Below are 24,877 nucleotides of genomic sequence, written 5' to 3'. Positions count from 1 at the left end.
TCTCCCTTCGCCGCGAAGCGGGCCCAGCACCGGCGAACAGGTGCTGCCAGACACCTCGTTTCCCCTGATGGCGGCCGGATTCGCGATACAGAACGTGAGCAGGTACGCACAGCGCACATGCGTTATCATGCTCGCTGTCCAATGCAGATGCAATAGCAGATGCACGTGCAGAATGAGCCGACGCCGCCCCCTTGCCGCTACCGCTCCTCCCACGGCACCGGCGCCTATCGGAGAGAACAGACGCCACCATGCAGCAGCCGCAGCCGCCCAACGGTGTTCCCGTCCACCAGTTGCCGCCCCTCGCCTGGCAGAAGAGCCGGCGCAGCAATCCCAGTGGGAACTGCGTCGAGTTGGCGGAGCTGCCGGGGGGAGGGGGCATCGCGATGCGCAACTCCCGGCACCCCGACGGACCCGCGCTGATCTACACCGTGGACGAGATCGCGGCGTTCGTGCTCGGCGCTCGGGACGGTGACTTCGATCATCTGATCGGCTGATTCCTCCATCCCATCGGCGGGATTCGCCGCGCCGGGATGGAGGTTCACCTCACCGACAGTTCATGGCATGCTTACACGTCGGTCGGGCCGGTCCACCGATTCGACCGCCTACAGCATGCGGAGGACGGCAGGTGACCATGGTTTCCGCCGAGGAGAGCCCGGCAGTGGGACCGACTGTTCTGCGGATGCTGCTGGGCGCCCAGTTGCGGCGGCTGCGGGAATCGCGTGGGGTCACCCGGGAGAGCGCCGGCTGGGAGATCCGATCCTCCGAATCGAAGATCAGCCGGATGGAGCTGGGGCGGGTCGGGTTCAAGGAGCGCGACGTCGCCGACCTGCTCACGCTGTACGGGGTGACCGCAGAGCAGGAACGTACGGCGCTGCTCAAGCTGGCCCGGGACGCGAACAATCCGGGCTGGTGGCACCGCTACGGCGACGTCCTCCCGGCCTGGTTCCAGTCGTACCTCGGCCTGGAGGCCGCGGCGGCGCTCATCCGTAGCTACGAGGTGCAGTTCGTCCCGGGCCTGTTGCAGACCCGGGAGTACGCCCGGGCCGTGGTGCTGCTCGGCCACGGCGGAGCCGGCCCGGCCGAGATCGACCGTCGGGTGGATCTGCGGATGCGACGCCAGGAACTGCTGCACCGGCCACATCCACCGCGCCTGTGGGCGGTGGTCGACGAGGCGGCGCTGCGCCGCCCGATCGGTGGGCCCCAGGTGATGCGTGGCCAGTTGGAGGCGCTGCTCGAGGCGACCCGGACGCCGAACGTCCGGTTGCAGGTGATCCCGTTCGCCGCCGGCGGGCACGCCGCCGCCGGGGGCGCCTTCACCATCCTGCGCTTCGGTGACCAGGATCTGCCCGACATCGTCTACATCGAGCAGCTGACCAGCGCCATCTATCTGGACAAGCGCGAGGACCTCGACTTCTACGCGGTGGCCATGGAACGGCTCTGCGTCGAGGCCGAGCCGCCGGAGCGTACGTCGGCCATCCTCGAGGGCATCATCGCCGATCTCGGCCCCCGGTGACCGACCGGCGCTGCTGACCGACCCGCGCGGGGTCGGCGGATCGGCCCCACATCCATCTGCATTGACATCTCTCGGGCTGTGCGACTAATCTCTGGATCGATCCAGACTGGATCGATCCAGAGAGGGGTTGCCGGTGAAGCCCACGTTGCGGGCCGTCGCCGAGGCGGTCGGTGTCTCGCGCAGCACCGTCTCCAACGCCTACGGTCGTCCCGATCAGCTCTCGCCGCAGTTGCGGCAGCGCATCCTCGACACCGCACGGCAGATGGGTTATCCAGGGCCCGATCCGACGGCCCGGTCGTTGCGGCGCGGCTTCGTCGGCGCGATCGGGGTGCTGTTCACCTCGCGACTGTCGTACGCCTTCACCGACCCCTTCGCGGTGCGATTCCTCACCGGGGTGGCCGAGGCGGCCGAACGGCACGAGAGCAGCCTGCTGCTGGTGCCGCTGCCCGGTGAACCGGCCGGCGCGCGCAAGGCGGTGGAGAACGCCGCCGTCGACGGGTTCTGCGTCTACTGCGCCGGTGACGAGGAGGGCATTCTCGACACGATCCGTGGCCGCGGGTTGCCCTTCGTGACCACCTCGGCCCGCCCCCGTGAGGGCGACCGGTGGGTCGGCATCGACGAGCGGGCCGCGGCCCGATCCGTCGCCGAGCACCTGACCGGTCTCGGTCACCGACGGGTCGCCCTGCTCGGCCACGATGTCCTGCCCGACGCCCCCACCGGGCCGCTGCGGGTGACCGATGTCGCCGACGTACCGCATCCCACCACCCGTGACCGGCTGGCCGGCTTCGCCGACGCCTTCGCGGCGGCCGGCATCCGCTGGCCCGAGCTGACGGTGCTCACCGCCCCCGACAACACCCGGGTCGCCGGTGCCGCAGCCGTCCGGAAACTGCCCGCCGGCGTCGAGCCACCCACCGCAGTGCTGGCCTGCTCCGACGTCCTCGCGCTCGGCGCACTCGAGGTGCTGCGCGGCGCCGGCCAGGACCCTCGGCCGGTGTCGGTGACCGGCTTCGACGACATCGCCGAGGCCGCGCCGGCCGGGTTGACCACCGTGCGCCAATCGGGCGAGGACAAGGGACGCAGTGCCGCCGCGCTGCTGCTGGACCCGCCCCCGGACGCCACCACGCGCCAGATCCTGCTGCCCACCACGCTCGTTGTCCGGACCAGCTCCGGACCCGTACCGAGGAGTTGACCATGGAACAGCCCGCCGGCTTCATCTTCGCTGTCGACGCCGTCACGCGTCACGTCATGTCCGCCCGGCCGGACGCGCCGGTCCGTCCCGACCCGCCCCGCGCGGCGCGACTGCTGGCCACCCGCCGGCTCGCCGCCGGGGCTCTGCGCCGGCTGGCCGACCAGATCCAGCCGACCGCCCTGCCGGCCCGGACCACCTGCACGCAGTAGCGGTCGCGGGCACCGCCCGCCGGTCGCCCTCGAACGGCGGGTGGTGCACCGGGTGGGGAGCAGGCAGACTGGAGGCCCATGTCGCCGTTCACTCCCAGCCTGCGGTTGCACGACCGCTACGTGCTGCACGACCGCATCGGCCTCGGCGGAATGTCCGAGGTGTGGCGCGCCGAGGACGAGGTCCTGGGCCGACCCGTCGCGGTGAAGGTCCTCGCCGGCACGTACGCCGTGGACCCGGACCTGCGGGCCACCATCCGGCGGGAGGCCCGCGCCGCGGCGCGCCTGACTCACCCGCACGTCACCCAGGTGTACGACTACGGCGAGGCGACCCTGGCCGGCGGCGCGGTCGTGCCGTACCTGGTGATGGAGCTGGTCGACGGGCAGAACCTGGCCGACCGCCTGGCCGCCGGACCACTGGACTGGCAGCCGGCGTTCCGGATGGCAGCCGAGATCGCCGCCGCCCTGGCCGCCGCGCACCGCATCGGCGTGGTGCACCGCGACATCAAGCCCGGCAACGTCATGCTCACCGAGACCGGTGCCAAGGTGCTCGACTTCGGCATCGCCGCGCCCACCGGGCCGCAGCACGCCGGTTCCGGGCCCGCCGACGGGATCATCATGGGTACGCCCGCGTACACCGCGCCGGAGCGGCTGAGCGTCGACGTGGCGCACCCGGCCAGCGACGTCTATGCCCTCGGCGTGCTGCTGCACCGAGCCGTCACCGGTGCGGTCCCGCTGCCCGTGCATAGCTGGGAGGACGCGGTCGTGGTACACGCGCGCCGTCCACCGGTACCGAGGCTGCGGGCGCCGGGCCTGCCGGCCGAACTCGCCGAACTGGTGCGGGCCTGCCTCGACGCCGACCCGCGGCGGCGCCCCACGGCCGGGCAGGTGGCCGCCCGGTTCCGCGCCGCTGCCGCCGGGACGGTGGGACCGTCCACCGCCGTGCTGCCACTCCTGTCCGGCACGGCGACCGCCAACAGCCACGACGCGACGGACGACTCCGACACCCGTGCGGTGCCGAGTCATCCACCGACCCTGGTGGAGGCCGCCGGCACCTGGCCCGCCACGGCCGGGGCCGGTGGCCCGCGCCGGACGACGGCCCACGCCGGGCACGCGGCCGGACGGCCGCCACACCCGTCGCGGCGCGCCCGTCCGCCCGTGGGGGCCCTGGTGGCGGCCGGGCTGGCGCTGCTCGTCGGCCTGACCGCGGTACTCGCCCTCGGCGACCGCGATGACGGGACACGGGCAGCCGCACCCGGCACCTCGTCGGCCGCCCCGCCCACCACGACCGCGCCCGCTGCCCCCACGCCCAGTGCGACGCCGGCGACTCTCGAGCCGGAGCCGGTGAACCTGCGGCAGGCGGCCGCCGAACTCATCGCGTTGCTCGCCGCGGCACAGCTCACCGGCGAGATCGACAACAAGGCCGCCGACCGGCTGCGCAAGGAGCTCGGCGAGCTCGTCGGGGGCAGGCCGAAGGACCACGAGAAGCAGCTCGAGAACCTGCGGGACCGCCTCGACCACGAGGTGGAGCGGGGGCGGCTCCCGGAGGACTTCGCCGATCGGCTGGACGACCTGCTCGACCGGCTGGAGACGACGCTGCCCGCCGACGACTGACTGACCGGGCTCCGGTCGTTGTTCCGCCGCAGCGGCCGGTGTCAGGTCAGCGTCGTGCGGGCGAACTCGCCCGGCGCGATCCCGGCCCGGGCGAGCACCGACCCGTCCGGCGCCCAGATCGCCGATCGTCCGGCCGTCTCGGAGTAGCCGCCGCCGGTCGAACCGGCGAAGCTGGCCACCGCCACGATCACCCGGTGCGTGGTCGCGATCCGCAACGCCCGCTGCTCGGGCACCGCCGCCTCGGCCACCGAATCGACGATGGCCGCCGCGTACACGTCGACGCCCAGCGCGCAGGTGCGCGCGGCATGTTCCACGATGCCGGTGTCCTTACAGATCGCCAGGCCCAGCCGCCAACCGTCGACCTCCAGCACGGCCGGCGTCGGGCCGGGCGTGAACCGGCGGGCCTCGACCGGGCCGAGCCACATCTTGCGGTACGCCACCCGCGCCCCGGCGGCGTCCACGGCCAGGGCGGCGATGTGCTCCCCGTGTTCCCCTGTCACCGGCGCGCCGACCAACGCCAGGGTCCCCGCCTCGGCGCACGACTCGACCAGTGGCGCCAGCCGCGGATCCGACGGGTCGACCGACACGGCGTCGAGTTCGTAACCGGTCAGGGAGAGCTCCGGGAAGACCACCACCCGGGACGTCGCGGCGCGAACCAGCGCGGCGTGCGCCAGCACGTTCGCCTCGACGTCGTACGCCACACACCGTGGCTGGGCGACGGCGATCGTCAGTGGACCGCGTGCAGACTCATCCGTCACCCCGCAAACCCTAGGCGGCGGCCCTCGCCCCCGTCCTCAGCCTGGTGTGTGTTCCGGTGGCCCAGGCCGGTGTGACGCCGTACAGGGACAGTTCGTAGCGTGTAGGACATGACGCACCCACCGTCCGTTCCCGCAGTCGTCCTCGGCCAGTCCGCACCGCCCGAGGACGGCCTGGTCGGCTTCATCACCGACCTGGTGGAGCGGCTCGGCGGCCCGGGGGCGGGGCTGGCGGTGGCGCTGGAGAACCTCTTCCCCCCGATTCCGAGCGAGGTGATCCTGCCGCTCGCCGGCTTCGTCGCGGCACAGGGCCGGATGAGTGTGATCGGCGCGATCTTCTGGACCACTCTCGGTTCGCTGGTCGGTGCGCTGGCGCTCTACTGGATCGGTGCCGCGCTGGGCCGGGAACGGACGCGGGCGATCGCCGCCAAGCTGCCCCTGGTGAAGCTCAGCGACATCGACCGGACCGAGGAGTGGTTCCTGCGGCACGGGGTCAAAGCGGTCTTCTTCGGCCGGATGATTCCGATCTTCCGGAGCATGATCTCCATTCCGGCCGGGGTGGAACGCATGCCGCTGCTCACCTTCGCCGTCTACACCACACTGGGCAGCCTGATCTGGAACACCACCTTCGTGCTGGCCGGGTTTCTGCTCGGCGACAACTGGCACCTGGTCGAGGGGTACGCCGGAATCCTGCAGAACCTGGTGATCGTCGGCTGCGTGCTCGGGCTGGCCTGGTTCGTCGTCACCCGACTGCGCCGGTCACGGCGCGCCGGCGGCCTGCGGTCGAACGACAGCGGTGCCGGCCTGGCCGACTCGGCGTCGGTCGGCGTACCGGATCCCGACGGGCGCGGCACCATCTACCGCAGCGCCTGGGCCGACGACCCGCAGGAACCGGGCCCGAGGCGTTGACCGTCGCGCCGGCCCGGGCCGGCGTGAACGGTGTGGCTGACCTCGGCGTGGGTAGGGGAGCGTGGGGAGGGAGACTGTGCGGGTGGATGACGGACCGGGCTGGGCGGACGGTGTCGGTGTGGTCGAACTGCCCGGCGGCGTTCGGGTGCGCGGGCGGCGGATCGCGGATCCGGTCTCGCCGGCCGACTTCAGCCTTCTGCTTGCCCCGGGGCCGGTGCCGAGCTGGGCGTACCGGCGGGTCCGGTGGCCGGATTTCTGGGTACCGGTGGACCGGGCCGACGCGGTGGACGCGCTGCGCGAGGCGCTGCGGCGCGGCTACCAGGGCGAACGCGTCGAGGTGACCTGCCGGGGTGGCACAGGTCGGACCGGCACCGCCTTGGCGGCGCTCGCGATCCTCGACGGGCTGCCGGCCGAGCGGGCGGTGGACTGGGTGCGTGCCGTCTACCGGCCCGGTGCGGTGGAGACGCCCTGGCAGCGCCGTTGGCTGCGCCGCCTGCCCTGACGGCGCAGCCGGATCAGCGGGTGATGTATTCGCGTAGGTGGCGGGCGGTGAGGGTGTCGCTGGTTGCCACCAGGTCGGCGGGGGTGCCGGTGAACACGATCCGGCCGCCGTCGTGCCCCGCGCCCGGGCCGAGGTCGATCAACCAGTCCGCGTGCGCCATGACCGCCTGGTGGTGTTCGATGACGAGGACCGTGTTTCCGGCGTCCACGAGCCGGTCGAGCAGCGCGAGCAGTTGGTCCACGTCGGCCAGGTGCAGGCCGGTGGTCGGCTCGTCCAGCACGTAGGTGCTGGCCTTGTCGGCCATCCGGATGGCGAGCTTGAGCCGCTGCCGCTCGCCGCCGGAGAGGGTGGTCAGCGGTTGGCCGAGGGTGAGGTAGCTCAGCCCGACGTCGGCCATCCGGTCCAGGATCACCCGGGCCGGCCCGCTCGGGAAGAAGTCCCGGGCCTGTGCGACGGACATGCCGAGCACCTCGCTGATGTTCCTGCCGCGCAGCCGGTAGGTGAGCACCTTGTCGGTGAAGCGGCGGCCCTCGCACTGCTCGCAGACCGATGCGACGCCGGCCATCATCGCCAGGTCGGTGTAGACCAGCCCGATGCCTTTGCAGGTGGGGCAGGCGCCCTCGGAGTTGGCGCTGAACAGGGCGGCCTTCACCCCGTTGGCCTTGGCGAAGGCGGTGCGTACCGGGTCGAGCAGGCCGGTGTAGGTGGCCGGGTTGCTGCGTCGGGAGCCACGGATCGGGGACTGGTCCACCACGACCACGCCGTCGCGGCGCTGCAGCGAGCCGTGCACCAGGGAACTCTTGCCGGAGCCGGCCACCCCGGTGACCACGGTCAGCACGCCGAGCGGGATGTCGACGCTGACGTCACGCAGGTTGTGCAGGTCGGCGCCCCGGATGGGCAACTGGCCGGTGGGGGTGCGGGTCCGCTCCCGCAGCCGTACCCGGTGGTCCAGATGCCGGCCGGTGAGGGTGTCGGAACGGCGCAGGCCGGCGAGGTCGCCGGTGTAGCAGATCCGGCCGCCGGCGGCGCCGGCACCGGGACCGAGATCGATCACGTGGTCGGCCACCGCGATGGTCTCCGGCTTGTGCTCGACGACGAGCACCGTGTTGCCCTTGTCCCGCAGGCGCAGCAGCAGGTCGTTCATCCGGGCGATGTCGTGCGGGTGCAGGCCGACGGTGGGTTCGTCGAAGACGTACGTGATGTCGGAGAGACTGGAGCCTAGGTGCCGGACCATCTTGACCCGCTGCGCCTCGCCGCCGGAGAGGGTGGCCGACTCGCGGTCGAGGCTGAGGTACCCGAGACCGATCTCGACCAGCGAGTCCAACAGGTCCCGCAGGTTACCGGTCAACGGGGCGACCGACGCGTCGCCGATGTCCCGGATGAACTCGGCCAGGTCGCTGATCTGCATGGCGGCGCACTCGGCGATGTTGCGCCCGGCGATGCGCGAGGAGAGCGCGGCGGGGTTGAGTCGGGTGCCGTCGCACTCGGCGCAGGTGGTGAAGGTGACCGCCCGGTCGATGAAGGCCCGGATGTGCGGCTGCATCGAGTCGCGGTCCTTGGCCAGGTAGAGGCGGCGGACCTTGACGATCAGGCCCTCGTAGGTGATGTTGTTGCTGCCCACCTTGATCTTCGTGGCGGGCTTGTGCAGGAAGTCCTCCCACTGGGCGGGGGTGAAGTCCTGGAGCTTGACGTCCGGGTCGAACAGGCCGGAGCCGACGATGCTCTGCCAGTACCACGTGTCGACGGCGAAGTTCGGCACGGTGATCGCGCCGCCGTTGAGTGACTTCTCCACGTCGACCAGCTCGTTGACGTCGAGGTCGGAGACCCGGCCCAGGCCCTCGCAGGCGGGGCACATGCCCTCGGCCAGATTGAAGCTGAACGCGCCGGCCCCACCGACGGACGGGTTGCCGAGCCGGCTGAACACGATGCGCAGCATCGCGTACGCGTCGGTGGCGGTGCCGACGGTGGAGCGGGAGTTGGCGCCCATCCGCTCCTGGTCGACCACGATCGCCGGGGTGAGGTTGCGCAGCGAGTCCACGTCGGGCCAGGAGAGGTTGGGCATGAACGACTGCAGGAAGGCGCTGTAGGTCTCGTTGATCAGCCGCTGGGATTCGGCGGCGATGGTGCCGAAGACCAGCGAGGACTTACCCGATCCGGAGACCCCGGTGAAGACGGTCAACCGGCGCTTGGGAATGTCGACCGAGACGGCGGCGAGGTTGTTCTCCCGCGCGCCGCGTACCTCGATCAGGTCGTGACTGTCGGCGGCGGACCCTGCTGGCAGCTGCATGCGAACCCTCTGCGAGATCGTGGACGGACTCCCGCCCGGAACTGGCTTCCTGTGGCCTGGCCGGATTAAATTGTCTCATTCACCTACATGTAGCGACTTTATGCGCATTCCCAGAGCGCACCGAGGCGAGATAGCACCGAAAGTCTCAAACGACGTGGGAGGGGTAGGGTGCCCGGGTGACGGGTGGCGGGGACGAACGCCGGCTGCGGGCGGTCGATCTCGCCGCGACGGCCGGCATCTCCGTGCAGCAGGTTCGCAACTACGTCGATCTGGGTGTGCTGCCGTCGGTCGAGCGCACCCCGAGCGGCTACCGGATCTTCACCGAGGCGCACGCTCGGGCGCTCGCGGTGGCCCGGACGATGGCCGACGGGCACGGCTGGACGCGTACCCGGGAAATCATGCTGGCGGTGAACGGAGCCGACCCGCCGGCGGCGCTGGCGGCGCTCGACGCGGGCCACGCCGAGCTGGACCGCGAGCGCGCGGAGATCCGCCGGGTGCTCGGCGCGTTCGAGACGGTGGTGACCAGCCCACGGGTCGCGGTGCCGCGCCGGACGGTACGGGTGGGTGCGGTGGCCGACCTGGTCGGGGTCCGTACCTCACAACTGCGTTCCTGGGAGGCCCGCGGCCTGCTGCGGCCGGTCCGCGAGCGGGGGACCGGATACCGGGTGTACGACGAGGCCGAGGTGCGCGCGGCCCAGGTCGTCGCGCTGCTGCGTCGGGGTGCCTATCCGTTCGACATCATCATGGCCGTGCTCGACGAGATGCGGAGCACCAGCAGCCCGCAGCGGGTCCGCGCGGAGCTGGCCCGGCGGGAACAGGACCTGCACCGGCGCAGCCTGCGACGGCTGGCCGCCTCGGCGGCGCTCTACGACTACCTGCGGTATCTAGGGTCGGCGTGACCGTGCGGGCGGGGCGCACCGGTGTGCAGCGGGACGCCGGTGGGGTCTCAGCGCAGCACCAGCAGATCCAGGTGGTCGACGACCGGTCCGGTCTGGGTGCCGGCCGCCGCCCGCAACCGCGTCATGCCGGCCGCGTACTCGGCGTCGTTGATCAGCTGTAGTGGGGTGTGCGCCCGCCGGTCCATCCGGTCGGCGTACTCGGCCAGCGACTCGGCGGTGGTCTGCGCGACCGGCTCCACCGTGCTCACCGGGAAGCCGGCCCGGGCGAACGCGGCACGTACCCGGGCCAGATTGGGATAGGCGTCCAGGACCCGGACCGCCTCGGGGAACCAGTGGAACAGCCCGATGCGCTGGTGCCGCCCGGGGAATGGGGAACGGATGAGCACCGGGGCGCCGGGCCGCAGCACCCGGCGCAGCTCGCGTGCCATCGCGTCCAGATCGGCGACGTGGTGGATCATGGTCGACAGCCAGGCGCCGTCGACACCGGAGGTCGCCAGCGGCAGGGCGGTGGCGTCCCCGGCCAGCAACGGCCGGTGCGCGCACCGGTCGCGCATCGCCGGCGCCGGTTCCACCGCGAGCACCCGTACGCCGTACCACTGCGCGAACGCGCCGGCCCATGCGCCGGTGCCGGCGCCCAGGTCCAGCAGGGTCGACCCGGCCCGGGGGCGGAGATGCTGCTGGACGGCGTACCGCCAGCGGTGCAGGCCGCCGTGCGCCAGCTCCCGGCTGGCGGCGAACGCGGCGGCCTCGGTGTCGTCGTAGGAGATCAGAGCCACGGCCACCACCTCGCGACCGCCGCCGGCGGGTCCGGACGAGCGTTGCTGAGGTTGTAGTCGGAGGGTGACCCGCCGGTCAACTATTTGTGATCAAATGCGCAGATGTAGGTGGGCGGCGGCCGGTATGCCGCCGCCCACCGTCGTGGGGCTACCCGGTCAGCTCACCGTGCAGGGTGCCGCCAGGTTGACCAACTCGGCGGGACGGTTGCCGTCCACCCGGCCGATCGCCGTGGCGATCCGGTTGATGGCGGCCACGCGCCGGTCCTCCAGCGGGCCGACGATGGCGTTGCGGACGAAGTTCGCGCCACCCTGTGGGTTGGCGGCCTGCTGGGCGAGGCGGGCGTTGGCGTCGGCGATCTGGTTGTCCAGGTTGGCCAGTTCGCGCTGCACCTCCGCCAGGGCCTGGGCGGGTACGGTCGGCAGCCGGTCGGCGACCGTCGGGCAGCTCACCGTCTGGGCGACACCGGCACCGGCGTTGCCGTTGCCCGCGTTGCCGTTTCCGGCGTTCCCGTTCCCGGCGTTGCCGTTGCCCGCGTTGCCGTTTCCGGCGTTCCCGTTTCCGGCGTTGCCGTTGCCCGCGTTGCCGTTGCCCGCGTTGCCGGCGTTGCCGTTGCCCGCGTTGCCGTTGACGGCGCTGGGATTGCCGGCGGCGTTGAGGCCACAGGTGGCGAGGCTGGCGAGGTCGGGTCGTTGGCCGCCGGCCCGATTGATGTTGATGCCGATGCGGTCGAGGGCGGCGGTGCGCTTGCTGGCCAGGGGGCCGAGGATGGCGTTCTGGATGAAGTTGGGACCGCCCTGTGGGTTGGCGGCCTGCTGGGCGAGGCGGGCATTGGCTTCCGCGATCTGCTTGTCGAGGTTGGCCAACTCCTGCTCGACGCCGGCGACGGCGGCGGCCGGCACGTTGGAGAGCTTGTCCCGGACCGTGGGGCAGTTCGCCGTCTGCGCCCCGCTGGTGCCGGCGCCAGCGCCAGCGCCGTCGTCGGCGGAGGCCAGCGTCAGGCCGGCCCCCAGGAGCGCCACCGCCAGGACACCGACCCCGCCAAGCTTCAGGGCGGCGTGCTTCTGGGGTTTGTGGATACGCCTGACCATGCGTCTCTCCTCATGATTGACCGCCGGACGGGCCGACTCCTCGGGTGCCCGTCGGCTGATGCGCAGTGGATGCCCGGATGACAGTTCGACGGCTGCGGCCGGCCGTCCCGCCTGCCGACGACCGTCTCCGGGGTCATGTTGGACCGAGCTGCGGGAGCGCTCCCGCCGCAGGTCCGGGGGGTTTGTGTGTTCGGTCGTGGATACGGCGGGTGCGAGCGATCGGTTCAACGATTTTTCGTGACGACCACCGACGGCACGGCTGACGGATCGACCGTCGGCCGCTGCGTCAGCCGCCGATCTGGCCGTTAGTCTGCGTGTTCATGAGACTTCGGGCTCTGGCCGCCGTATACGTCGTCAGCGCCGTGTCGGCGATCCCCGCGACTGCAGGTGCTGACGCGGTCACTGTGGGCGCTGCCCGGACGTCACCCGCTACGGTGCCCTGTCCGAAGGCGGTGGCGCCGAAGGTGGTCCGGTCGCCCCGGCCAACTCCGCCGCCGTCCGTTGCGGAGCATCGGGTCGTCGGGGGAGAGGCGCTCGCCACCACGGGGTTGGTCGTGCCGCCGGGGGCGCCTGCGCCGCCGAAGGTCACCGCGACCTCGTGGCTGGTGGCCGACCTGGACAGCGGCGAGGTGCTGGGTGGCTGCGGCCCGCACGAGTACGCGACCCCGGCCAGCGTGCAGAAGTTGCTGCTGGCCGCGACCATGCTGCCACTGCTCGACCCCGCGAAGGTCGTCACCGTGACCAGAGCGGACCTGGACATCGCACCGGGCAGCTCGGCCGTCGGGTTGCTGCCCGGCGGCCGGTACCGGGTGGAGACGCTCTGGTTGGGGCTGTTGATGCAGTCCGGCAATGAGGTGGCGAACGTGCTGGCCCGCCTTGGTGGCGGAGCGGACGGAGCGGCCGGTGGGGTACGGCTGATGAACGAGCAGGCCCGTCGGCTCGGTGCCCGGCAGACCAACGCGGTCACCCCGTCCGGGTTGGACGCTCCCGGGCAGTTCACCAGCGCGTACGACCTGGCCCTCATCGCGCGGGCCTGCTTCGATCACCCGACCTTCCGCCGGTACGCGCTGACCGAGCGGACCCGGATACCGGCGCAGAAGGCGCTGCGCGGCAAGGGTTTCGAGATCCAGAACGAGAACCAGCTGATCTATCGCTATTCCGGCGCGCTGGGCGGGAAGACCGGCTTCACGGACTACGCCCGGCACACCTACGTCGGCGCCGCCGAGCGGGACGGGCGGCGACTGGTCGTGACGCTGCTCGGCGCCGAGCCGCGTCCGCTGCGCGGCTGGGAGCAGGGTGCCGCGCTGCTCGACTGGGGGTTCGCGCTGCCTCGGCAGGCAGGCGTCGGCCGGCTGGTGGAGCCGGGGGAGCTGGACGCCGGGCCGTCGCCGTCCGCGCCCGAACCGACCGCCGCGCCGCCGCTGGCCGCCACCGCCTCGGCCACCGTCGCCGACGGGCCGGGCGCCGGGATGTTCGTGGCGCTGGCCGTCGGTGCGGTCGCGATCGCCCTGGCGGTCATCGCCGCCCGCCGGTCACGTGCCGCCGGCCGTCCGCCCGGCGGCTGACCCCGGCTCGGCTTCCGTGCTGATCGATTTGCCGGACTCGCCGGAATTCACCCGATAGTGTCGCTGACTGTGAGAGTCTCCGGCCTGGCAGTCGCGCTGACCGCCGCGCTCGTGGCGTCGCCACTCGTCCCGGCCGCCAGCGCCGCCGCGGCGGCACCGCTGCCGTGCCCGCGTCCGGCGCCACCCGCTCCCGGTCCCACACCCCCGGTGACGCCGTCGCCGGACCCGGTGCAGCGGGCCGTCGGCGGAGCCAGGCTGGCGACGTCCGGCCTGGTGGTCCCACCGGGAGTGCCGGCACCACCCAAGGTGGCCGCCACCTCGTGGCTGGTGGCCGACCTGGACAGCGGCGAGGTGCTGGGTGGCTGCGGCCCGCACGAGTACGCGACCCCGGCCAGCGTGCAGAAGCTGCTGCTGGCCGCGACCATGCTGTCCCGACTGGACCCAGCCGACGTCGTCACCATCACCGCCGGTGACCTCGACATCGAGCCGGGCAGCTCGGCCGTGGGGCTGGTCGACGGTGGCCGGTACCGGGTCGACACCCTCTGGCTGGGGCTGTTGCTGCGCTCGGGCAACGAGGTGGCGAACGCGCTGGCGCGCCTCGGCGGCGGCGCGGACGGCATGGCCGGAGGGCTGCGGGCGATGAACGAGCAGGCCCGGCTGCTCGGCGCGTACCAGACCCATGCCGCGACCCCCTCCGGCCTCGACGGTCCCGGACAGTTCACCAGCGCGTACGACCTCGCGCTGATCGCCCGGGCCTGCTTCGCCGACGCCGACTTCCGCCGCTACGTCGCCGCCCGGGAGGCGGTCATCCCGGCCCAGCCGAGGCAACGTGCCAAGAGCTTCACCATCGACAACGACAACCAGCTGCTCTACCACTATCCCGGCGCGCTGGGCGGCAAGACCGGATACACGGACCTGGCCCGGCACACCTATGTCGGTGCCGCCGAGCGTGGCGGGCGCCGACTCGTAGTCACCCTGCTCGGCGCGGACGTGACCGACAAGCGGGGCTGGCAGCAGGGTGCCGCGCTGCTCGACTGGGGGTTCGCGCTGCCCCGGGACGCCTCCGTCGGTGTGCTGGTGAGCCCCGGCGCCGCCAACGCTTCGCCACCGCCTGCCTCGCCACCGCCGCAGGCGCTGCCCGGAGGCGCGTCCGGTGCCGAGCCGTCCGACCAACTCGCCTTCGCCGGACAGCTCCGATCGGCCTCCCTGATCGGCCTCGCCGTCGGCCTGACCCTGCTCGTGGTCGGTCTGCTCGGCCGCCGCCGGCGGGTGCGCACCGCCGGGACGGGAAACCCGTCCCGCCCGGAGTGACCGCACAGGCGGCCCGCCCGCCGTCGGTGGGGCGGAGGTGGGTGGAGAGGCTGGGCGCTGGCGTCGCGGTGGCGCTGGTGGTGGCCGGGTGTGGGCGGGCAACGCCGGAGCCGCCACCGTCGCCCCAGCCGTCGCCGGCGTCGCCGCGCCCCGGCTTCGTGGTGCTCTCCGACGTGGATCGGCGCATTCTCTCCGAGATCAGGTACGCCACGGCGCACAACTTCCTCGGCCGGCCCGTGGACGGCTACCCCGAAGCACTGTGCCTGCTCACCAGCCGGGCCGCCGAGGCGTTGCGCGGGGTGCAGGATGCCGCGCTGGCCATCGGCCGCAGCCTCAAGGTGTACGACTGCTACCGCCCTGCGCGGGCCACCGACGACTTCGTCCGCTGGGCCGGCCAGCCGGGGCAGGACGCGATGAAGGCCGAGTTCTACCCCGGGGTGGCGAAGTCGGAGCTGTTCGATCTGGGGTACCTCGGTTCACCCAGCGCCCACAGCCGGGGCAGCACCGTCGACGTCACGCTGGTCGACGTGCCGGCACCGGAGCAGCCCCGGTACGTCCCGGGCCAGCCGCTCGTCGCCTGCACCGCCGGGCGTGCTCAGCGCTTCGCCGACAACAGCGTCGACATGGGTACCGGCTTCGACTGCTTCGACCCGTTGGCGCACGTCGATTCGGCCCGGGTCGACGCCACGGCACGGGAGAACCGGCGGTTGCTGCGGCAGCTGATGACTGACGGCGGGTTCGCCGGCTACGACCGGGAGTGGTGGCACTTCCGGTACCGCGAGGAACCCTGGCCGGACTCCTACTTCGACCTGCCGGTCGCCCGCGCCTCGGCCGACTGACCGCGACGACGCCCGCCGGGACGACCTCAACCGCCGAGGGGGCGGCCCCGGGGTGAGGCCACCCCCTCGGCGCGGGCGGCGAGAGCATCGAGCACACCGACCTGTTCCGCCGACACGGCCACCTCCAGGGCGAGCTGTCCACCGGTCGCGGTCAGGGTGAAGGTGAAGAACGAGCAGCAGCCGGTCTCCCGCACCATCAACTCCGCCGCCCGCCCGGCGCCCCCCGGCTCGGGCCGCAACTCCAGCCGCAACCGCATCCGGTCAACCCGCTGCACCCCGATTACGGCCGAGGCGAAGAGATCGTCGAACTCGGCCAGCCGCAGTGGCTGCTCCACGGTCGGCAACGTGCACGTCGGCGGCACCCACGAACGGTCAACCAGCGCCTTCTTCTCGGTCATGCATCGACGGTAACCCTGTACCCGGGTACCGGATGCAAGCGTGATCAGACGCCGGCTGGGCAGCTGATGCCCGGTACGGCCGCCCCGTAGGCTGTCGCCCATGATTGCCGTCCGTCAGCGCCCGAACGACGCACGGTGGGTGGCGATACCGGCCCCGCTGCCAGCACCGGTGCCGGCGGCACGGTGAGCCCGACGTCAGTGCCGGTCCAGCGGGGTGGACCGGCCCGCTCCGCCCGTGGTCAGCGGCTGGTCGAGTGCTGCGCCCGGCTCTCCGCGTCTCGTTCGTTCGAGATCGCCATCATCGTGGTCATCCTCGCCAACGGCGTGGTCCTCGGCCTGGAGACCTATCCCGACCTGGGCCCGGCTGGCACCGCGCTGCACGCGCTGGAATGGGGCTTCCGGACGATCTTCGTCGTCGAGATCGTCATCCGGCTGCTGGCCTATGGCCGCCGTCCGCAGGACTTCTTCCGGCACGGGTGGAACGTCTTCGATTTCCTGGTGATCGCCGCGATCTTCCTCCCCGGCCTGCACGGCGACTCGGCGCTGCTGCGGGTGGTCCGGGTGCTCCGGATGATCCGACTGGTCCGGTTCTCGCCCGGCCTGCGGATGATCGTCTCGGCGCTGTGGCGCAGCCTGCCGGGTATCGGCGGCTTCTTCGCCCTGGCCGTGGTGACGCTCTACGTCTACGGCATGGCCGGCTGGCTGATCTTCGGCGAGGTGTATCCCGAGGAGTACGGCGACATCGGGCGATCCCTGCTGACGCTGTTCGTGCTGCTGTCGCTGGAGACGCTGCCGGACCTCATCGAGCAGGGCATGGAAGTCTCCCCGTGGACCGTGCTGTACTACGGCAGCTTCGTGGTGATCACCGTCAATCTGCTGCTCAACATCCTCGTCGCGGTCTTCGTCAACTCGATGGAGGAGGCGCGCCGGCTGGAGATGACCGAGGGGCTGGCGCCCGGCTACGACTCCGACGGTGACGGGACGCCCGACGAGGTGGACCGGATCGCCATCAGCCAACGGCTGGACGACCTGCGTACCCTCATCGTGGAACTCGAACGGGAACTACGCATCGACCGCGATGACGGGCGGCTGCGTCGAACCGGAAAGGACTGACCAAGCTAACCCGCACACCACCAGCTCCGCTCCATCGGTGCGTCCGCATTTGATCAGAATCACGGCGGATGCGGATAACGGCCGACACCGGATAGGGTCGTTACACCGGCCGATGATCTCTGGGGAGGGTGTGTGCTGGCACTGGTGGCGGTCCATGCGCTGACAGCCGTGATCGCCCCGGCGCTGGTGCGGCTCTGGGGACGTAACGCCCTCTACCTGGTGGCACTGGTGCCCGGCGCGACCCTGGTCTGGGCGCTCACCCACACCGCCGGCGTCCGCTCCGGCGACCCGGTGGTCGAGACGGTGCCCTGGGTGCCGCAGCTCGGGCTGGAACTCGCCCTGCGGATGGGCACGCTGTCCTGGCTGATGGTCGTCCTGGTCGGCGGCGTCGGCGCGCTGGTGCTCGCGTACAGCGCCCGGTACTTCCGCAACGACGACCCCGGCCTGGGTCGGTTCGCCGCCGTCTTCGTCGCCTTCGCCGGCGCGATGCTCGGCCTGGCCGTCTCCGACGACCTGCTGCTGCTCTACGTGTTCTGGGAACTGACCACCGTCTTCTCCTACCTGCTGATCGGCAGCGACCCGGCGAAGCGGGCCAGCCGACGGGCCGCCATGCAGGCGCTGCTGGTCACCACGCTGGGCGGTCTGGCGATGCTCGCCGGGTTCGTCATGCTCGGCCAGCACGCCGGCACCTACCGCTGGTCCGAGATCGCCGGAAACCTGCCTGGCGGCGGCTACCTCACGGTCGCCGCACTGCTGATCCTGCTGGGTGCGCTGAGCAAGTCGGCCATCTTCCCGTTCAGCTTCTGGCTGCCGGGAGCGATGGCAGCGCCCACGCCGGTCAGCGCGTACCTGCACGCCGCGGCGATGGTCAAGGCCGGCGTGTTCCTGGTCGCGCTGCTCGGCCCCGCTCTCGCCGCCGCTGCCCCGTGGCGGCCGGTGCTGCTGGCCACCGGCCTGCTCACCATGTTCCTCGGCGGCTGGGCCGCGCTGCGTCAGGTCGACCTGAAGCTGCTGCTGGCGTACGGCACGGTCAGCCAGCTCGGACTGCTGATGGTGATCCTCGGCGCGGGCACCCGGGACACCGCGCTCGCCGGCGCGGCGATGGTGCTGGCCCACGCCCTGTTCAAGGCCACCCTCTTCCTCACCGTCGGCGTCATCGACCACACCGCGGGTACCCGGGACCTGCGCGAACTCAGTGGGCTGGGACGCCGGGCACCCGCCCTGGCCGTGGTGGCCGGGCTCGCCGCCGCCTCGATGGCCGGTCTGCCGCCGATGGCCGGGTTCGTCGCCAAGGAGGCCGCCGTCGAGGCGCTGCTGCACGGCGGCGTCGTCGACCTGGTGGTGCTCGCCGGGGTGCTGCTCGGCTCGGTGCTGACCGTCGCGTACACGCTGCGCTTCCTCTGGGGTGCTTTCGCCGACAAGCCCGGCATCGAGGCCACCGAGGCAAAGCCGTTGTCCTGGCCCTTCCTCGCGCCGACGGCCGTGCTGGCCCTGGCGGGCGTCGCCGTCGGGTTGCTCGCCCCGGCGGTGGACCGCCTGCTCACCCCGTACGCCGACCTCTATCCCTCGGCCGAACCCGGCTACCACCTGGCGCTGTGGCACGGGCTCACTCCGGCGCTGGGCCTGTCGGCGCTGGCGGTGGCCGGCGGTCTCGGGCTGTTCCACCTGCTGCGCCGCGAGACGGTCCGGGCCTCCCTGCGACTGCCCTTCGACGGTGCCGCCGGGTACCAGAAGTTGATTGCTGGCGTCGACCGGCTGGCGGTGGAGCTGACCGGTGCCACCCAGCGTGGCTCGCTGCCGTTCTACCTCGGCGTGATCCTGGTGGTCCTGGTCCTGCTGCCGGGCGGCGCGCTGCTGGCCGGCGCTCCCTGGTCGGGGGGCTTCCACCTCTGGGACACCCCGTTGCAGGCGGTGGCCGGTGCCGTGGTGGTCGTCGCCGCGGTGATGGCCGCCTGCGCGCTGCGCCGGCTCACCGCGATGATCCTGGTCGGCGTCGCCGGCTACGGCATCGCGCTGATGTTCATCCTGCACGGCGCGCCCGACCTGGCACTGACGCAGTTCCTGGTCGAGACCGTCACCATCGTCATGTTCGTGCTGGTGCTGCGCCGGCTGCCGGTGAAGTTCTCCGAGCGGCCGATCCGCGCCAGCCGTCGCGGTCGGGTCGCCATCGGCGTCGCCGTCGGCGCGGTCACCGCCGGCATGGCGTACGTCGCGGCGGGCGCCCGGGTCGCCGAACCGGTCTCCGTCGGCTTTCCCGACGAGGCCGTCTCCTACGGCGGCGGCAAGAACGTGGTCAACGTGACCCTGGTCGACATCCGGGCCTGGGACACCATGGGCGAGATCGCCGTGCTCGTGGTGGCCGCCACCGGCGTGGCCAGCCTGATCTTCCGCCGTGCCCGTGACCTCGACCGGCGCGGCGACATCCCCGGCGGCGGCCGGACGGAGACCGCCCGACCGCGCTGGCTGACCACCGGTGCCACCGCCCGCGCCCAGTCGGTCATCCTCCAGGTGGTGACCCGGCTGCTGTTCCACGCCATCGTGCTCTTCTCGATCTACCTGCTGTTCAGTGGCCACAATGCCCCCGGTGGCGGCTTCGCCGCGGGCCTGGTCGCCGGGCTCGCCCTGGCCGTGCGGTATCTGGCCGGTGGGCGTACCGAACTCAACGGCGCCGCCCCCGTCGACGCGGGTGTGGTGCTCGGCGCCGGGCTGTTCGTCGCCGTCGGCACGGGGGTGGCCGCGATGCTGCTCGGTGGCGAGTTCCTGCAGAGCGCGCTGCTCGACTTCCACCTGCCGGTGCTGGGGCACATCCACTTCGTGACGTCGGTCTTCTTCGACGTCGGCGTCTACCTGATAGTCGTCGGTCTGGTGCTGGACATCCTGCGCAGCCTCGGCGCCGAGATGGACCGTCAACAGGAGACCGAGGGCGGCGCCGAGGTACGGGAAAAGGAGCTGGTGTGACACCCAACCTCACCTACGTCATCGTCATCGGCGTGCTCGTCGCCGCCGGCGTGACGTTGCTGCTGGAACGCAGCCTCACCCGGGTGCTGATGGGCGTCATCCTGCTCGGCAACGGCGCCAACCTGCTGCTGCTGACCGGCGGGCAGGCCGGTGGACCGCCGATCGTCGGCACCACGCCGCAGGAGGAGATGAGCGACCCGCTGCCGCAGGCGATGATCCTCACCGCCATCGTCATCACGCTCGGCATGACCGCGTTCCTGCTCGCGCTGGCCTACCGCAGTTGGCATCTCAACGGGCATGACGAGGTGCAGGACGACGTCGAGGACCGCCGGATCATGGATCTGGCGGAGCGCGACGAGGGCCCCGGCGACGCCGACGCCGGCAGCGGGGACGACGACGATGACGACGACCCGACCGGGGGCAACCGGCCGGTGGCCACGACGGCGGACGCGGGGAGGACCGGATGACGTACCTCGTCCCGCTGCCGGTGGTGATGCCGCTGCTCGGCGCCGCCCTGACGCTGCTGCTGCTCGGCCGCCCACGCGCCCAGCGGTGGGTCAGCCTCACCGTGCTCACCGCCACCGTCGCGGTAGCCGCGACGCTGCTGGTCCGCTCCAGCATGGACGGCCCGCTCGTGGTGGAGGTCGGCGGCTGGGTCGCACCGCTGGGCATCGTGCTCGTCGCCGACCAGCTCGCCGCGCTGATGCTGGTGGTCTCCGCCTCGGTGACGCTCTGCGTGCTGGTCTACTCGATCGGGCAGGGCATGGCCGACGGCAGCGAGGAGACGCCGCTGTCGGTCTACCACCCCACCTACCTGGTGCTGACCGCCGGGGTGTGCAACGCGTTCCTCTCCGGCGACCTGTTCAACCTCTACGTCGGCTTCGAGATCCTGCTGGTCGCCAGCTACGTGCTGCTGACCCTGGGCAGCACCGAGACCCGGATCCGGGCCGGCACCACCTACGTGGTGGTAAGCCTGCTCTCGTCGGTGATCTTCCTGATCGCCATCGGTCTGGTGTACGCCTCGACCGGGACGCTCAACCTCGCCCAGCTGGTGGACCGGTTGGACGCCCTGCCGGACGATCTGCGGCTGCTGCTGCAGGGCATGCTGCTGCTGGCCTTCGGCATCAAGGCGGCGGTCTTCCCGCTGTCCGCGTGGCTACCGGACAGCTATCCGACCGCGCCCGCCCCGGTCACCGCCGTCTTCGCCGGCCTGCTCACCAAAGTCGGCGTGTACGCCATCATCCGGACCGAGACGCTGCTCTTCCCGGGCGGCCGGACGGCCACCCTGCTGCTGGTGACGGCGGTGCTGACCATGGTGGTCGGCATCCTCGGCGCGGTCGCCCAGTCGGACATAAAACGGTTGCTGTCATTCACACTGATCAGCCACATCGGCTACATGCTCTTCGGTGTGGGGCTCACCTCGTCGCTCGGCCTCTCCGCCGCGATCTTCTACGTGGTGCACCACATCACCATCCAGACCACCCTGTTCCTCGCCGCCGGTCTGGTCGAACGTCGCGGCGGCAGCACCGCCATGGACCGCCTGGGCGGGCTGGCCCGGCTCTCGCCGCTGTTGGCCGTGCTGTTCTTCGTACCCGCGCTGAACCTCGCCGGCATCCCACCGTTCTCCGGGTTCCTCGGCAAGCTGGGTCTGGTCCAGGCCGGTATCGACGACGGCGGCCCGCTGGCCTGGATCCTCGTCGTCGGTGGGCTGCTCACCAGCCTGCTCACCCTGTACGCCGTCGCCCGGGTGTGGAATCTCGCCTTCTGGCGGGCACCGCATCCGGACATGCCGGCCGGTGACGACGCGGAGCAGGCGGCCCGCACCGACGGCGCGGTCGAGCCCGACGAGGGCACCGCCGGGCAGTCGGGCGCCGTGCTGCCCAAGCTGATGATCGCGCCGACGATCGCGCTGGTCGCCTTCGGGCTGGCGCTGACCGTGGTCGCGGGTCCGCTGTTCGAGCTGAGCACCGACGCCGCCGACGACCTACTGCGCCGGACTCCGTACGTCGACGCCGTCTTCCCGGGAGGTGCGCCGTGAAGCCCGACCAGATGACCCCGGCGGAGCCGACCGATCCGCCGCGCCGGCCGCTGAGCCGGGCGGCCTTGCGCCGTAACCGGATCATCGCGGTGACCGGCCTGGTCGCCGTCTGGATTCTGTTGTGGGGCACCTTCACCTGGGCCAACGTGATCGGTGGTCTGGTGGTGGCCACCGTCCTGCTGGCGGTCTTCCCACTGCCTCCGGTGACGTTCGCGGGTCGGATCCACCCGCTGCCGATGCTGCGCTTCTGGCTCCGTTTCCTGCGGGACCTCGTGGTCGCCTCCGTCCAGATCGCCTGGATGGCGCTGCGCCCCGGGCACACCCCGCGCAGCGCCATCATCGCGGTCCGGCTGCGGGTGAACACCGACCTCAACCTCACCCTCACCGCCGAGGCGCTGTCCCTGGTGCCGGGCAGCCTGATCCTGGAGGCGGACCGCAGCACCGGCACCCTGTTCGTCCACGTCATCGGGGTGAACAGCCGGGACGAGGTCGAGCGGTTCCGGCGCGGTGTGCTGGAACTCGAGGCCCGCATCATCGCCGCCATCGGCTCCTCGGACGAGCAGCGCCGCGTCCGCGAGGTCGCTCACCCACCGCCACCGGCCGACCTGGAAGGGGTGCCGACATGACCGCCGTCGCCGTGACCGTGACCGTGCTGCTCGCCGTGGCCGGCGGGCTCACCCTGATGCGAATCATCCGTGGCCCGTCGATCCTCGATCGGGCCGTGGCCACCGACGTGCTCTTGGCGATCATCGTCGCCGCGATCGCCACCGAGGCCGCCTACAGCCGCGACGCCACCGCCCTGCCGGTGCTGGTGGTCCTCGCAGTCCTCGGATTCGTCGGGTCGGTCAGCGTCGCCCGCTTCGCCGCGCGGAGAAACACCAAATGAGCCTCGACGCCGTGCTCGACATCGCCGCCGCCGTGTTCCTGGTCGCCGGCGCGCTGCTCAGCCTCGCGGCCGGGGTGGCCCTGCTGCGCTTCCCCGACCTGCTCACCCGGATGCACGCCGCGGCGAAGCCGCAGGTCCTCGGGCTGCTGCTGGTGCTGATCGGCTGCGCGCTGCGGCTGCGGACCGGGGTCGACATCACCACGCTGGTACTGGTCGGCATCTTCCAACTGGCCACCGCCCCGGTGGCCGCGCACATGGTCGGTCGGGCCGCGTACCCGCACGACGACATCCGCACCGACCTGCTGGTCACCGACGAACTCGCCGCCCACCTGGATCGGATCGCCGGGGCCCGGGACGACGAGGTCCGAGCCTGACCGCCGACTCAATATCCATTGCGCTCTCGCCCGGCCGTCCATAGTCTTCTCGGCATCAAGTCGATCACGACGGGAACCGGGAAGGAGCATGCCGTGCGAGAACAGAACCGCAGCCGGGCCCTATGGCTCCTGCCGTGTCGCGCCGTCGTGCCCGCCGGCAGATCGGCCACCTTCTCGGGCCTGACCAGCTTGCCCCGGCGATCGGAACACCGCAGCTAGTCAGCGCGCCTCGACGCCCGGCAAGCCAGCCCCACCCCACCGCCTCCGGCGCCCTCGCCGCGCCCTCGCGCGCCCACACCCGCCAACCCGGCGTCGAGCATGCACATGCTGCCCCGTCCAAAGGGTGCAAAAGTCATGTCTCGGCGACCAAGGTGCAAGATCGACGGGTTTCACCTCGGACTTCAGGAGAGACACCATGGGCTTCAGCCTGCTCGCGGGGACGCGGGCGCCGGTACGGGTATGGACCGACCCGTACGCCATCGAGCCGCAGGCCGCGAAGCAGCTGCGCAACATCGGCGCGCTGCCGTGGGTGCAGGGCGTCGCGGTCATGCCGGACGTGCACTTCGGCAAGGGCGCCACCGTGGGCTCGGTCATCGCCATGCGACAGGCCGTCTCGCCGGCCGCCGTCGGCGTCGACATCGGCTGCGGCATGTCGGCGGTACGCACCTCGCTGACCGCCGCCGACCTGCCCGACGACCTCGCCGGACTGCGTCGGGCGATCGAGGACGCCATTCCGGTCGGCTTCGCCCAGCGCGACGAGCCGGTGAATCCGCGCCGGGTCCGGGGCCTGGAGCAGCGCGGCTGGGACGACTTCTGGCGGCGCTTCACCGACCTCGACCGGCGGGTGGCGCAGCTGGAGACGCGGGCCCGGCGCCAGCTGGGCACGCTCGGCGGTGGGAACCACTTCATCGAGGTCTGCCTGGAGCAGGGCGGCGTCGACGACGGCCGGGTCTGGCTGATGCTGCACTCCGGGTCCCGCAACATCGGCAAGGAACTGGCCGAGCGGCACATCGCGGTGGCCCGCCGGCTGCCGCACAACGCCGACCTGCCCGACCGGGACCTGGCGGTCTTCCTCGCCGGCACGCCGGAGATGGACGCCTACCGCCGGGACCTGTGGTGGGCGCAGGAGTACGCGCGCCGTAACCGCGCGGTGATGCTCGCCGTGCTGATGAACCTGGTGCGGGACCGGTTCCCGCAGGTCGGTTACGACGAGCCGATCAGCTGCCACCACAACTACGTATCCGAGGAGCACTACGAGGGGGTGGACGTGTTGGTGACGCGCAAGGGCGCGATCCGGGCGGGCCGTGGTGACCTGGGCATCATCCCCGGGTCGATGGGTACCGGCTCGTACATCGTGCGGGGCACCGGCCACGAGTGGGCGTACTGCTCCGCCTCGCACGGGGCGGGACGGCGGATGTCCCGGGCGCAGGCGAAGCGGACGTACAGCACCGAGGACCTGGCGGCGCAGACGTCGGGGGTCCAGTGCCGTAAGGATGCCGGGGTGGTCGACGAGATCCCCGGCGCGTACAAGGACATCAACGAGGTGATGGCACAGCAGCAGGACCTGGTGGAGGTGGTCGCTTACCTCAAGCAGGTGGTCTGCGTAAAGGGTTGATGGACCAGACCGGCGCCCGTCGGGGGGCGGGCGCCGGTCGT

At 71.8% G+C, this 24,877-nt stretch carries 24 protein-coding genes; 19 read left to right on the top strand and 5 right to left on the bottom strand.

The genetic code is table 11. From position 1 onward, the window contains the following. Positions 1 to 248: 248 nt before the first annotated feature. The 5 genes from BMY89_RS05730 to BMY89_RS05710 all read left to right on the top strand — a co-directional run bounded on the left by BMY89_RS05730 (position 249) and on the right by BMY89_RS05710 (position 4,522). Entirely contained in the window at positions 249 to 494 is a 246-nt protein-coding gene (locus tag BMY89_RS05730) for a DUF397 domain-containing protein (protein ID WP_092376070.1), read from the top strand. 131 nt (positions 495 to 625) lie between these two features. Further along, positions 626 to 1,513 (top strand): helix-turn-helix domain-containing protein, encoded by an 888-nt coding sequence (locus BMY89_RS05725; RefSeq protein WP_372433260.1) that lies wholly within the window; start codon positions 626 to 628, stop codon positions 1,511 to 1,513. Positions 1,514 to 1,646: 133 nt separating this feature from the next. Next, entirely contained in the window at positions 1,647 to 2,702 is a 1,056-nt protein-coding gene (locus tag BMY89_RS05720) for a LacI family DNA-binding transcriptional regulator (protein ID WP_092376068.1), read from the top strand. Positions 2,703 to 2,704: 2 nt separating this feature from the next. Then, positions 2,705 to 2,911, top strand: coding sequence for a hypothetical protein (locus BMY89_RS05715; RefSeq protein WP_092376065.1), 207 nt, complete (start codon positions 2,705 to 2,707; stop codon positions 2,909 to 2,911). Between the two features lie 78 nt (positions 2,912 to 2,989). Then, positions 2,990 to 4,522: a serine/threonine-protein kinase gene (locus BMY89_RS05710; protein ID WP_092376062.1), complete on the top strand. Its 1,533-nt coding sequence runs from the start codon at positions 2,990 to 2,992 to the stop codon at positions 4,520 to 4,522. Between the two features lie 41 nt (positions 4,523 to 4,563). Here the strand turns inward: BMY89_RS05710 and BMY89_RS05705 are convergent, their stop codons facing one another. Further along, positions 4,564 to 5,280 (bottom strand): carbon-nitrogen hydrolase family protein, encoded by a 717-nt coding sequence (locus BMY89_RS05705; RefSeq protein WP_232521081.1) that lies wholly within the window; start codon positions 5,278 to 5,280, stop codon positions 4,564 to 4,566. A 108-nt stretch (positions 5,281 to 5,388) separates the two neighbouring features. Here BMY89_RS05705 and BMY89_RS05700 point away from each other — a divergent pair, with 108 nt between their 5' ends. Both BMY89_RS05700 and BMY89_RS05695 read left to right on the top strand, forming a co-directional pair. After that, entirely contained in the window at positions 5,389 to 6,186 is a 798-nt protein-coding gene (locus BMY89_RS05700) for a DedA family protein (RefSeq protein WP_092376059.1), read from the top strand. Between the two features lie 82 nt (positions 6,187 to 6,268). Next, complete coding sequence (locus BMY89_RS05695) at positions 6,269 to 6,688, top strand: protein-tyrosine phosphatase family protein (RefSeq protein WP_092377424.1); 420 nt, start codon at positions 6,269 to 6,271, stop codon at positions 6,686 to 6,688. A gap of 13 nt (positions 6,689 to 6,701) precedes the next feature. Here the strand turns inward: BMY89_RS05695 and BMY89_RS05690 are convergent, their stop codons facing one another. After that, entirely contained in the window at positions 6,702 to 8,975 is a 2,274-nt protein-coding gene (locus BMY89_RS05690) for an ATP-binding cassette domain-containing protein (RefSeq protein WP_092376057.1), read from the bottom strand. A gap of 176 nt (positions 8,976 to 9,151) precedes the next feature. On the opposite strand from BMY89_RS05690, the gene BMY89_RS05685 reads away from it, so the two are divergent. Then, the gene (locus BMY89_RS05685; RefSeq protein ID WP_092376054.1) at positions 9,152 to 9,874 is read left to right on the top strand and encodes a MerR family transcriptional regulator; all 723 of its coding nucleotides are present in this window, start codon (positions 9,152 to 9,154) and stop codon (positions 9,872 to 9,874) included. Between the two features lie 47 nt (positions 9,875 to 9,921). On the opposite strand, the gene BMY89_RS05680 is transcribed toward BMY89_RS05685, so the two are convergent. Together BMY89_RS05680 and BMY89_RS05675 are read right to left on the bottom strand one after the other, a co-directional pair. Next, positions 9,922 to 10,650 carry a class I SAM-dependent methyltransferase gene (locus BMY89_RS05680; protein WP_092377421.1) on the bottom strand — a complete coding sequence of 243 codons (729 nt, stop codon included), beginning with the start codon at positions 10,648 to 10,650 and terminating at the stop codon, positions 9,922 to 9,924. A gap of 156 nt (positions 10,651 to 10,806) precedes the next feature. After that, a complete protein-coding gene (locus tag BMY89_RS05675) occupies positions 10,807 to 11,739 on the bottom strand; it encodes a hypothetical protein (protein WP_092376051.1) in 933 nt (310 codons plus the stop codon). 320 nt (positions 11,740 to 12,059) lie between these two features. Here BMY89_RS05675 and BMY89_RS05670 point away from each other — a divergent pair, with 320 nt between their 5' ends. The 3 genes from BMY89_RS05670 to BMY89_RS05660 all read left to right on the top strand — a co-directional run bounded on the left by BMY89_RS05670 (position 12,060) and on the right by BMY89_RS05660 (position 15,454). Then, positions 12,060 to 13,304 carry a D-alanyl-D-alanine carboxypeptidase family protein gene (locus BMY89_RS05670; RefSeq protein WP_092377418.1) on the top strand — a complete coding sequence of 415 codons (1,245 nt, stop codon included), beginning with the start codon at positions 12,060 to 12,062 and terminating at the stop codon, positions 13,302 to 13,304. A 69-nt stretch (positions 13,305 to 13,373) separates the two neighbouring features. Further along, the gene (locus BMY89_RS05665; RefSeq protein WP_092377416.1) at positions 13,374 to 14,615 is read left to right on the top strand and encodes a D-alanyl-D-alanine carboxypeptidase family protein; all 1,242 of its coding nucleotides are present in this window, start codon (positions 13,374 to 13,376) and stop codon (positions 14,613 to 14,615) included. Between the two features lie 41 nt (positions 14,616 to 14,656). Continuing rightward, positions 14,657 to 15,454, top strand: a complete 798-nt coding sequence (locus BMY89_RS05660) for a M15 family metallopeptidase (RefSeq protein ID WP_232521080.1) — start codon at positions 14,657 to 14,659, stop codon at positions 15,452 to 15,454. A gap of 26 nt (positions 15,455 to 15,480) precedes the next feature. Here BMY89_RS05660 and BMY89_RS05655 read toward each other — a convergent pair whose 3' ends face one another. Next, positions 15,481 to 15,852, bottom strand: coding sequence for a hypothetical protein (locus BMY89_RS05655; protein ID WP_175510304.1), 372 nt, complete (start codon positions 15,850 to 15,852; stop codon positions 15,481 to 15,483). Positions 15,853 to 15,987: 135 nt separating this feature from the next. Here BMY89_RS05655 and BMY89_RS05650 point away from each other — a divergent pair, with 135 nt between their 5' ends. The 8 genes from BMY89_RS05650 (at position 15,988) to BMY89_RS05615 (ending at position 24,836) form a co-directional block, all read left to right on the top strand. Continuing rightward, on the top strand, positions 15,988 to 16,965 hold the full coding sequence (locus BMY89_RS05650) for an ion transporter (protein WP_232521079.1): 978 nt from the start codon (positions 15,988 to 15,990) through the stop codon (positions 16,963 to 16,965). 132 nt (positions 16,966 to 17,097) lie between these two features. After that, positions 17,098 to 19,923 carry a Na+/H+ antiporter subunit A gene (locus tag BMY89_RS05645; protein ID WP_092376049.1) on the top strand — a complete coding sequence of 942 codons (2,826 nt, stop codon included), beginning with the start codon at positions 17,098 to 17,100 and terminating at the stop codon, positions 19,921 to 19,923. Beyond that, complete coding sequence (locus tag BMY89_RS05640; protein WP_092376046.1) at positions 19,920 to 20,390, top strand: Na(+)/H(+) antiporter subunit C; 471 nt, start codon at positions 19,920 to 19,922, stop codon at positions 20,388 to 20,390. Before BMY89_RS05645 ends, BMY89_RS05640 begins: the two co-directional genes overlap by 4 nt. After that, the gene (locus BMY89_RS05635) at positions 20,387 to 21,961 is read left to right on the top strand and encodes a Na+/H+ antiporter subunit D (protein WP_092376041.1); all 1,575 of its coding nucleotides are present in this window, start codon (positions 20,387 to 20,389) and stop codon (positions 21,959 to 21,961) included. Before BMY89_RS05640 ends, BMY89_RS05635 begins: the two co-directional genes overlap by 4 nt. Next, on the top strand, positions 21,958 to 22,587 hold the full coding sequence (locus tag BMY89_RS05630; RefSeq protein ID WP_232521078.1) for a Na+/H+ antiporter subunit E: 630 nt from the start codon (positions 21,958 to 21,960) through the stop codon (positions 22,585 to 22,587). The genes BMY89_RS05635 and BMY89_RS05630 overlap by 4 nt, the downstream gene beginning before the upstream one ends. Continuing rightward, entirely contained in the window at positions 22,584 to 22,847 is a 264-nt protein-coding gene (locus BMY89_RS05625) for a monovalent cation/H+ antiporter complex subunit F (protein WP_092376038.1), read from the top strand. Before BMY89_RS05630 ends, BMY89_RS05625 begins: the two co-directional genes overlap by 4 nt. Further along, positions 22,844 to 23,221 (top strand): monovalent cation/H(+) antiporter subunit G, encoded by a 378-nt coding sequence (gene mnhG / locus BMY89_RS05620; protein ID WP_092376036.1) that lies wholly within the window; start codon positions 22,844 to 22,846, stop codon positions 23,219 to 23,221. The genes BMY89_RS05625 and mnhG overlap by 4 nt, the downstream gene beginning before the upstream one ends. A gap of 415 nt (positions 23,222 to 23,636) precedes the next feature. After that, positions 23,637 to 24,836 (top strand): RtcB family protein, encoded by a 1,200-nt coding sequence (locus BMY89_RS05615; protein WP_092376033.1) that lies wholly within the window; start codon positions 23,637 to 23,639, stop codon positions 24,834 to 24,836. The last annotated feature ends 41 nt before the right edge of the window (positions 24,837 to 24,877 follow it).

Origin of the sequence: Micromonospora phaseoli, assembly GCF_900109115.1 — a bacterium.
Classification (GTDB): Bacteria; Actinomycetota; Actinomycetes; order Mycobacteriales; family Micromonosporaceae; genus Micromonospora; species Micromonospora phaseoli.
The sequence above is the reverse complement of the archived record's forward strand: the minus strand, read 5'-3'. Positions and strand labels throughout refer to the sequence as shown.

What these genes read in the sequence shown, in the direction of transcription:
- BMY89_RS05730 (WP_092376070.1), top strand. Translation starts at nt 249, where the DNA reads ATGCAGCAGCCGCAGCCGCCCAACGGTGTTCCCGTCCACCAGTTGCCG.
- BMY89_RS05715 (WP_092376065.1), top strand. Translation starts at nt 2,705, where the DNA reads ATGGAACAGCCCGCCGGCTTCATCTTCGCTGTCGACGCCGTCACGCGT.
- BMY89_RS05710 (WP_092376062.1), top strand. Translation starts at nt 2,990, where the DNA reads ATGTCGCCGTTCACTCCCAGCCTGCGGTTGCACGACCGCTACGTGCTG.
- BMY89_RS05700 (WP_092376059.1), top strand. Translation starts at nt 5,389, where the DNA reads ATGACGCACCCACCGTCCGTTCCCGCAGTCGTCCTCGGCCAGTCCGCA.
- BMY89_RS05690 (WP_092376057.1), bottom strand. Translation starts at nt 8,975, where the DNA reads ATGCAGCTGCCAGCAGGGTCCGCCGCCGACAGTCACGACCTGATCGAG.
- BMY89_RS05675 (WP_092376051.1), bottom strand. Translation starts at nt 11,739, where the DNA reads ATGGTCAGGCGTATCCACAAACCCCAGAAGCACGCCGCCCTGAAGCTT.
- BMY89_RS05670 (WP_092377418.1), top strand. Translation starts at nt 12,060, where the DNA reads ATGAGACTTCGGGCTCTGGCCGCCGTATACGTCGTCAGCGCCGTGTCG.
- BMY89_RS05655 (WP_175510304.1), bottom strand. Translation starts at nt 15,852, where the DNA reads ATGACCGAGAAGAAGGCGCTGGTTGACCGTTCGTGGGTGCCGCCGACG.
- BMY89_RS05635 (WP_092376041.1), top strand. Translation starts at nt 20,387, where the DNA reads ATGACGTACCTCGTCCCGCTGCCGGTGGTGATGCCGCTGCTCGGCGCC.
- BMY89_RS05625 (WP_092376038.1), top strand. Translation starts at nt 22,584, where the DNA reads ATGACCGCCGTCGCCGTGACCGTGACCGTGCTGCTCGCCGTGGCCGGC.
- mnhG (WP_092376036.1), top strand. Translation starts at nt 22,844, where the DNA reads ATGAGCCTCGACGCCGTGCTCGACATCGCCGCCGCCGTGTTCCTGGTC.
- BMY89_RS05615 (WP_092376033.1), top strand. Translation starts at nt 23,637, where the DNA reads ATGGGCTTCAGCCTGCTCGCGGGGACGCGGGCGCCGGTACGGGTATGG.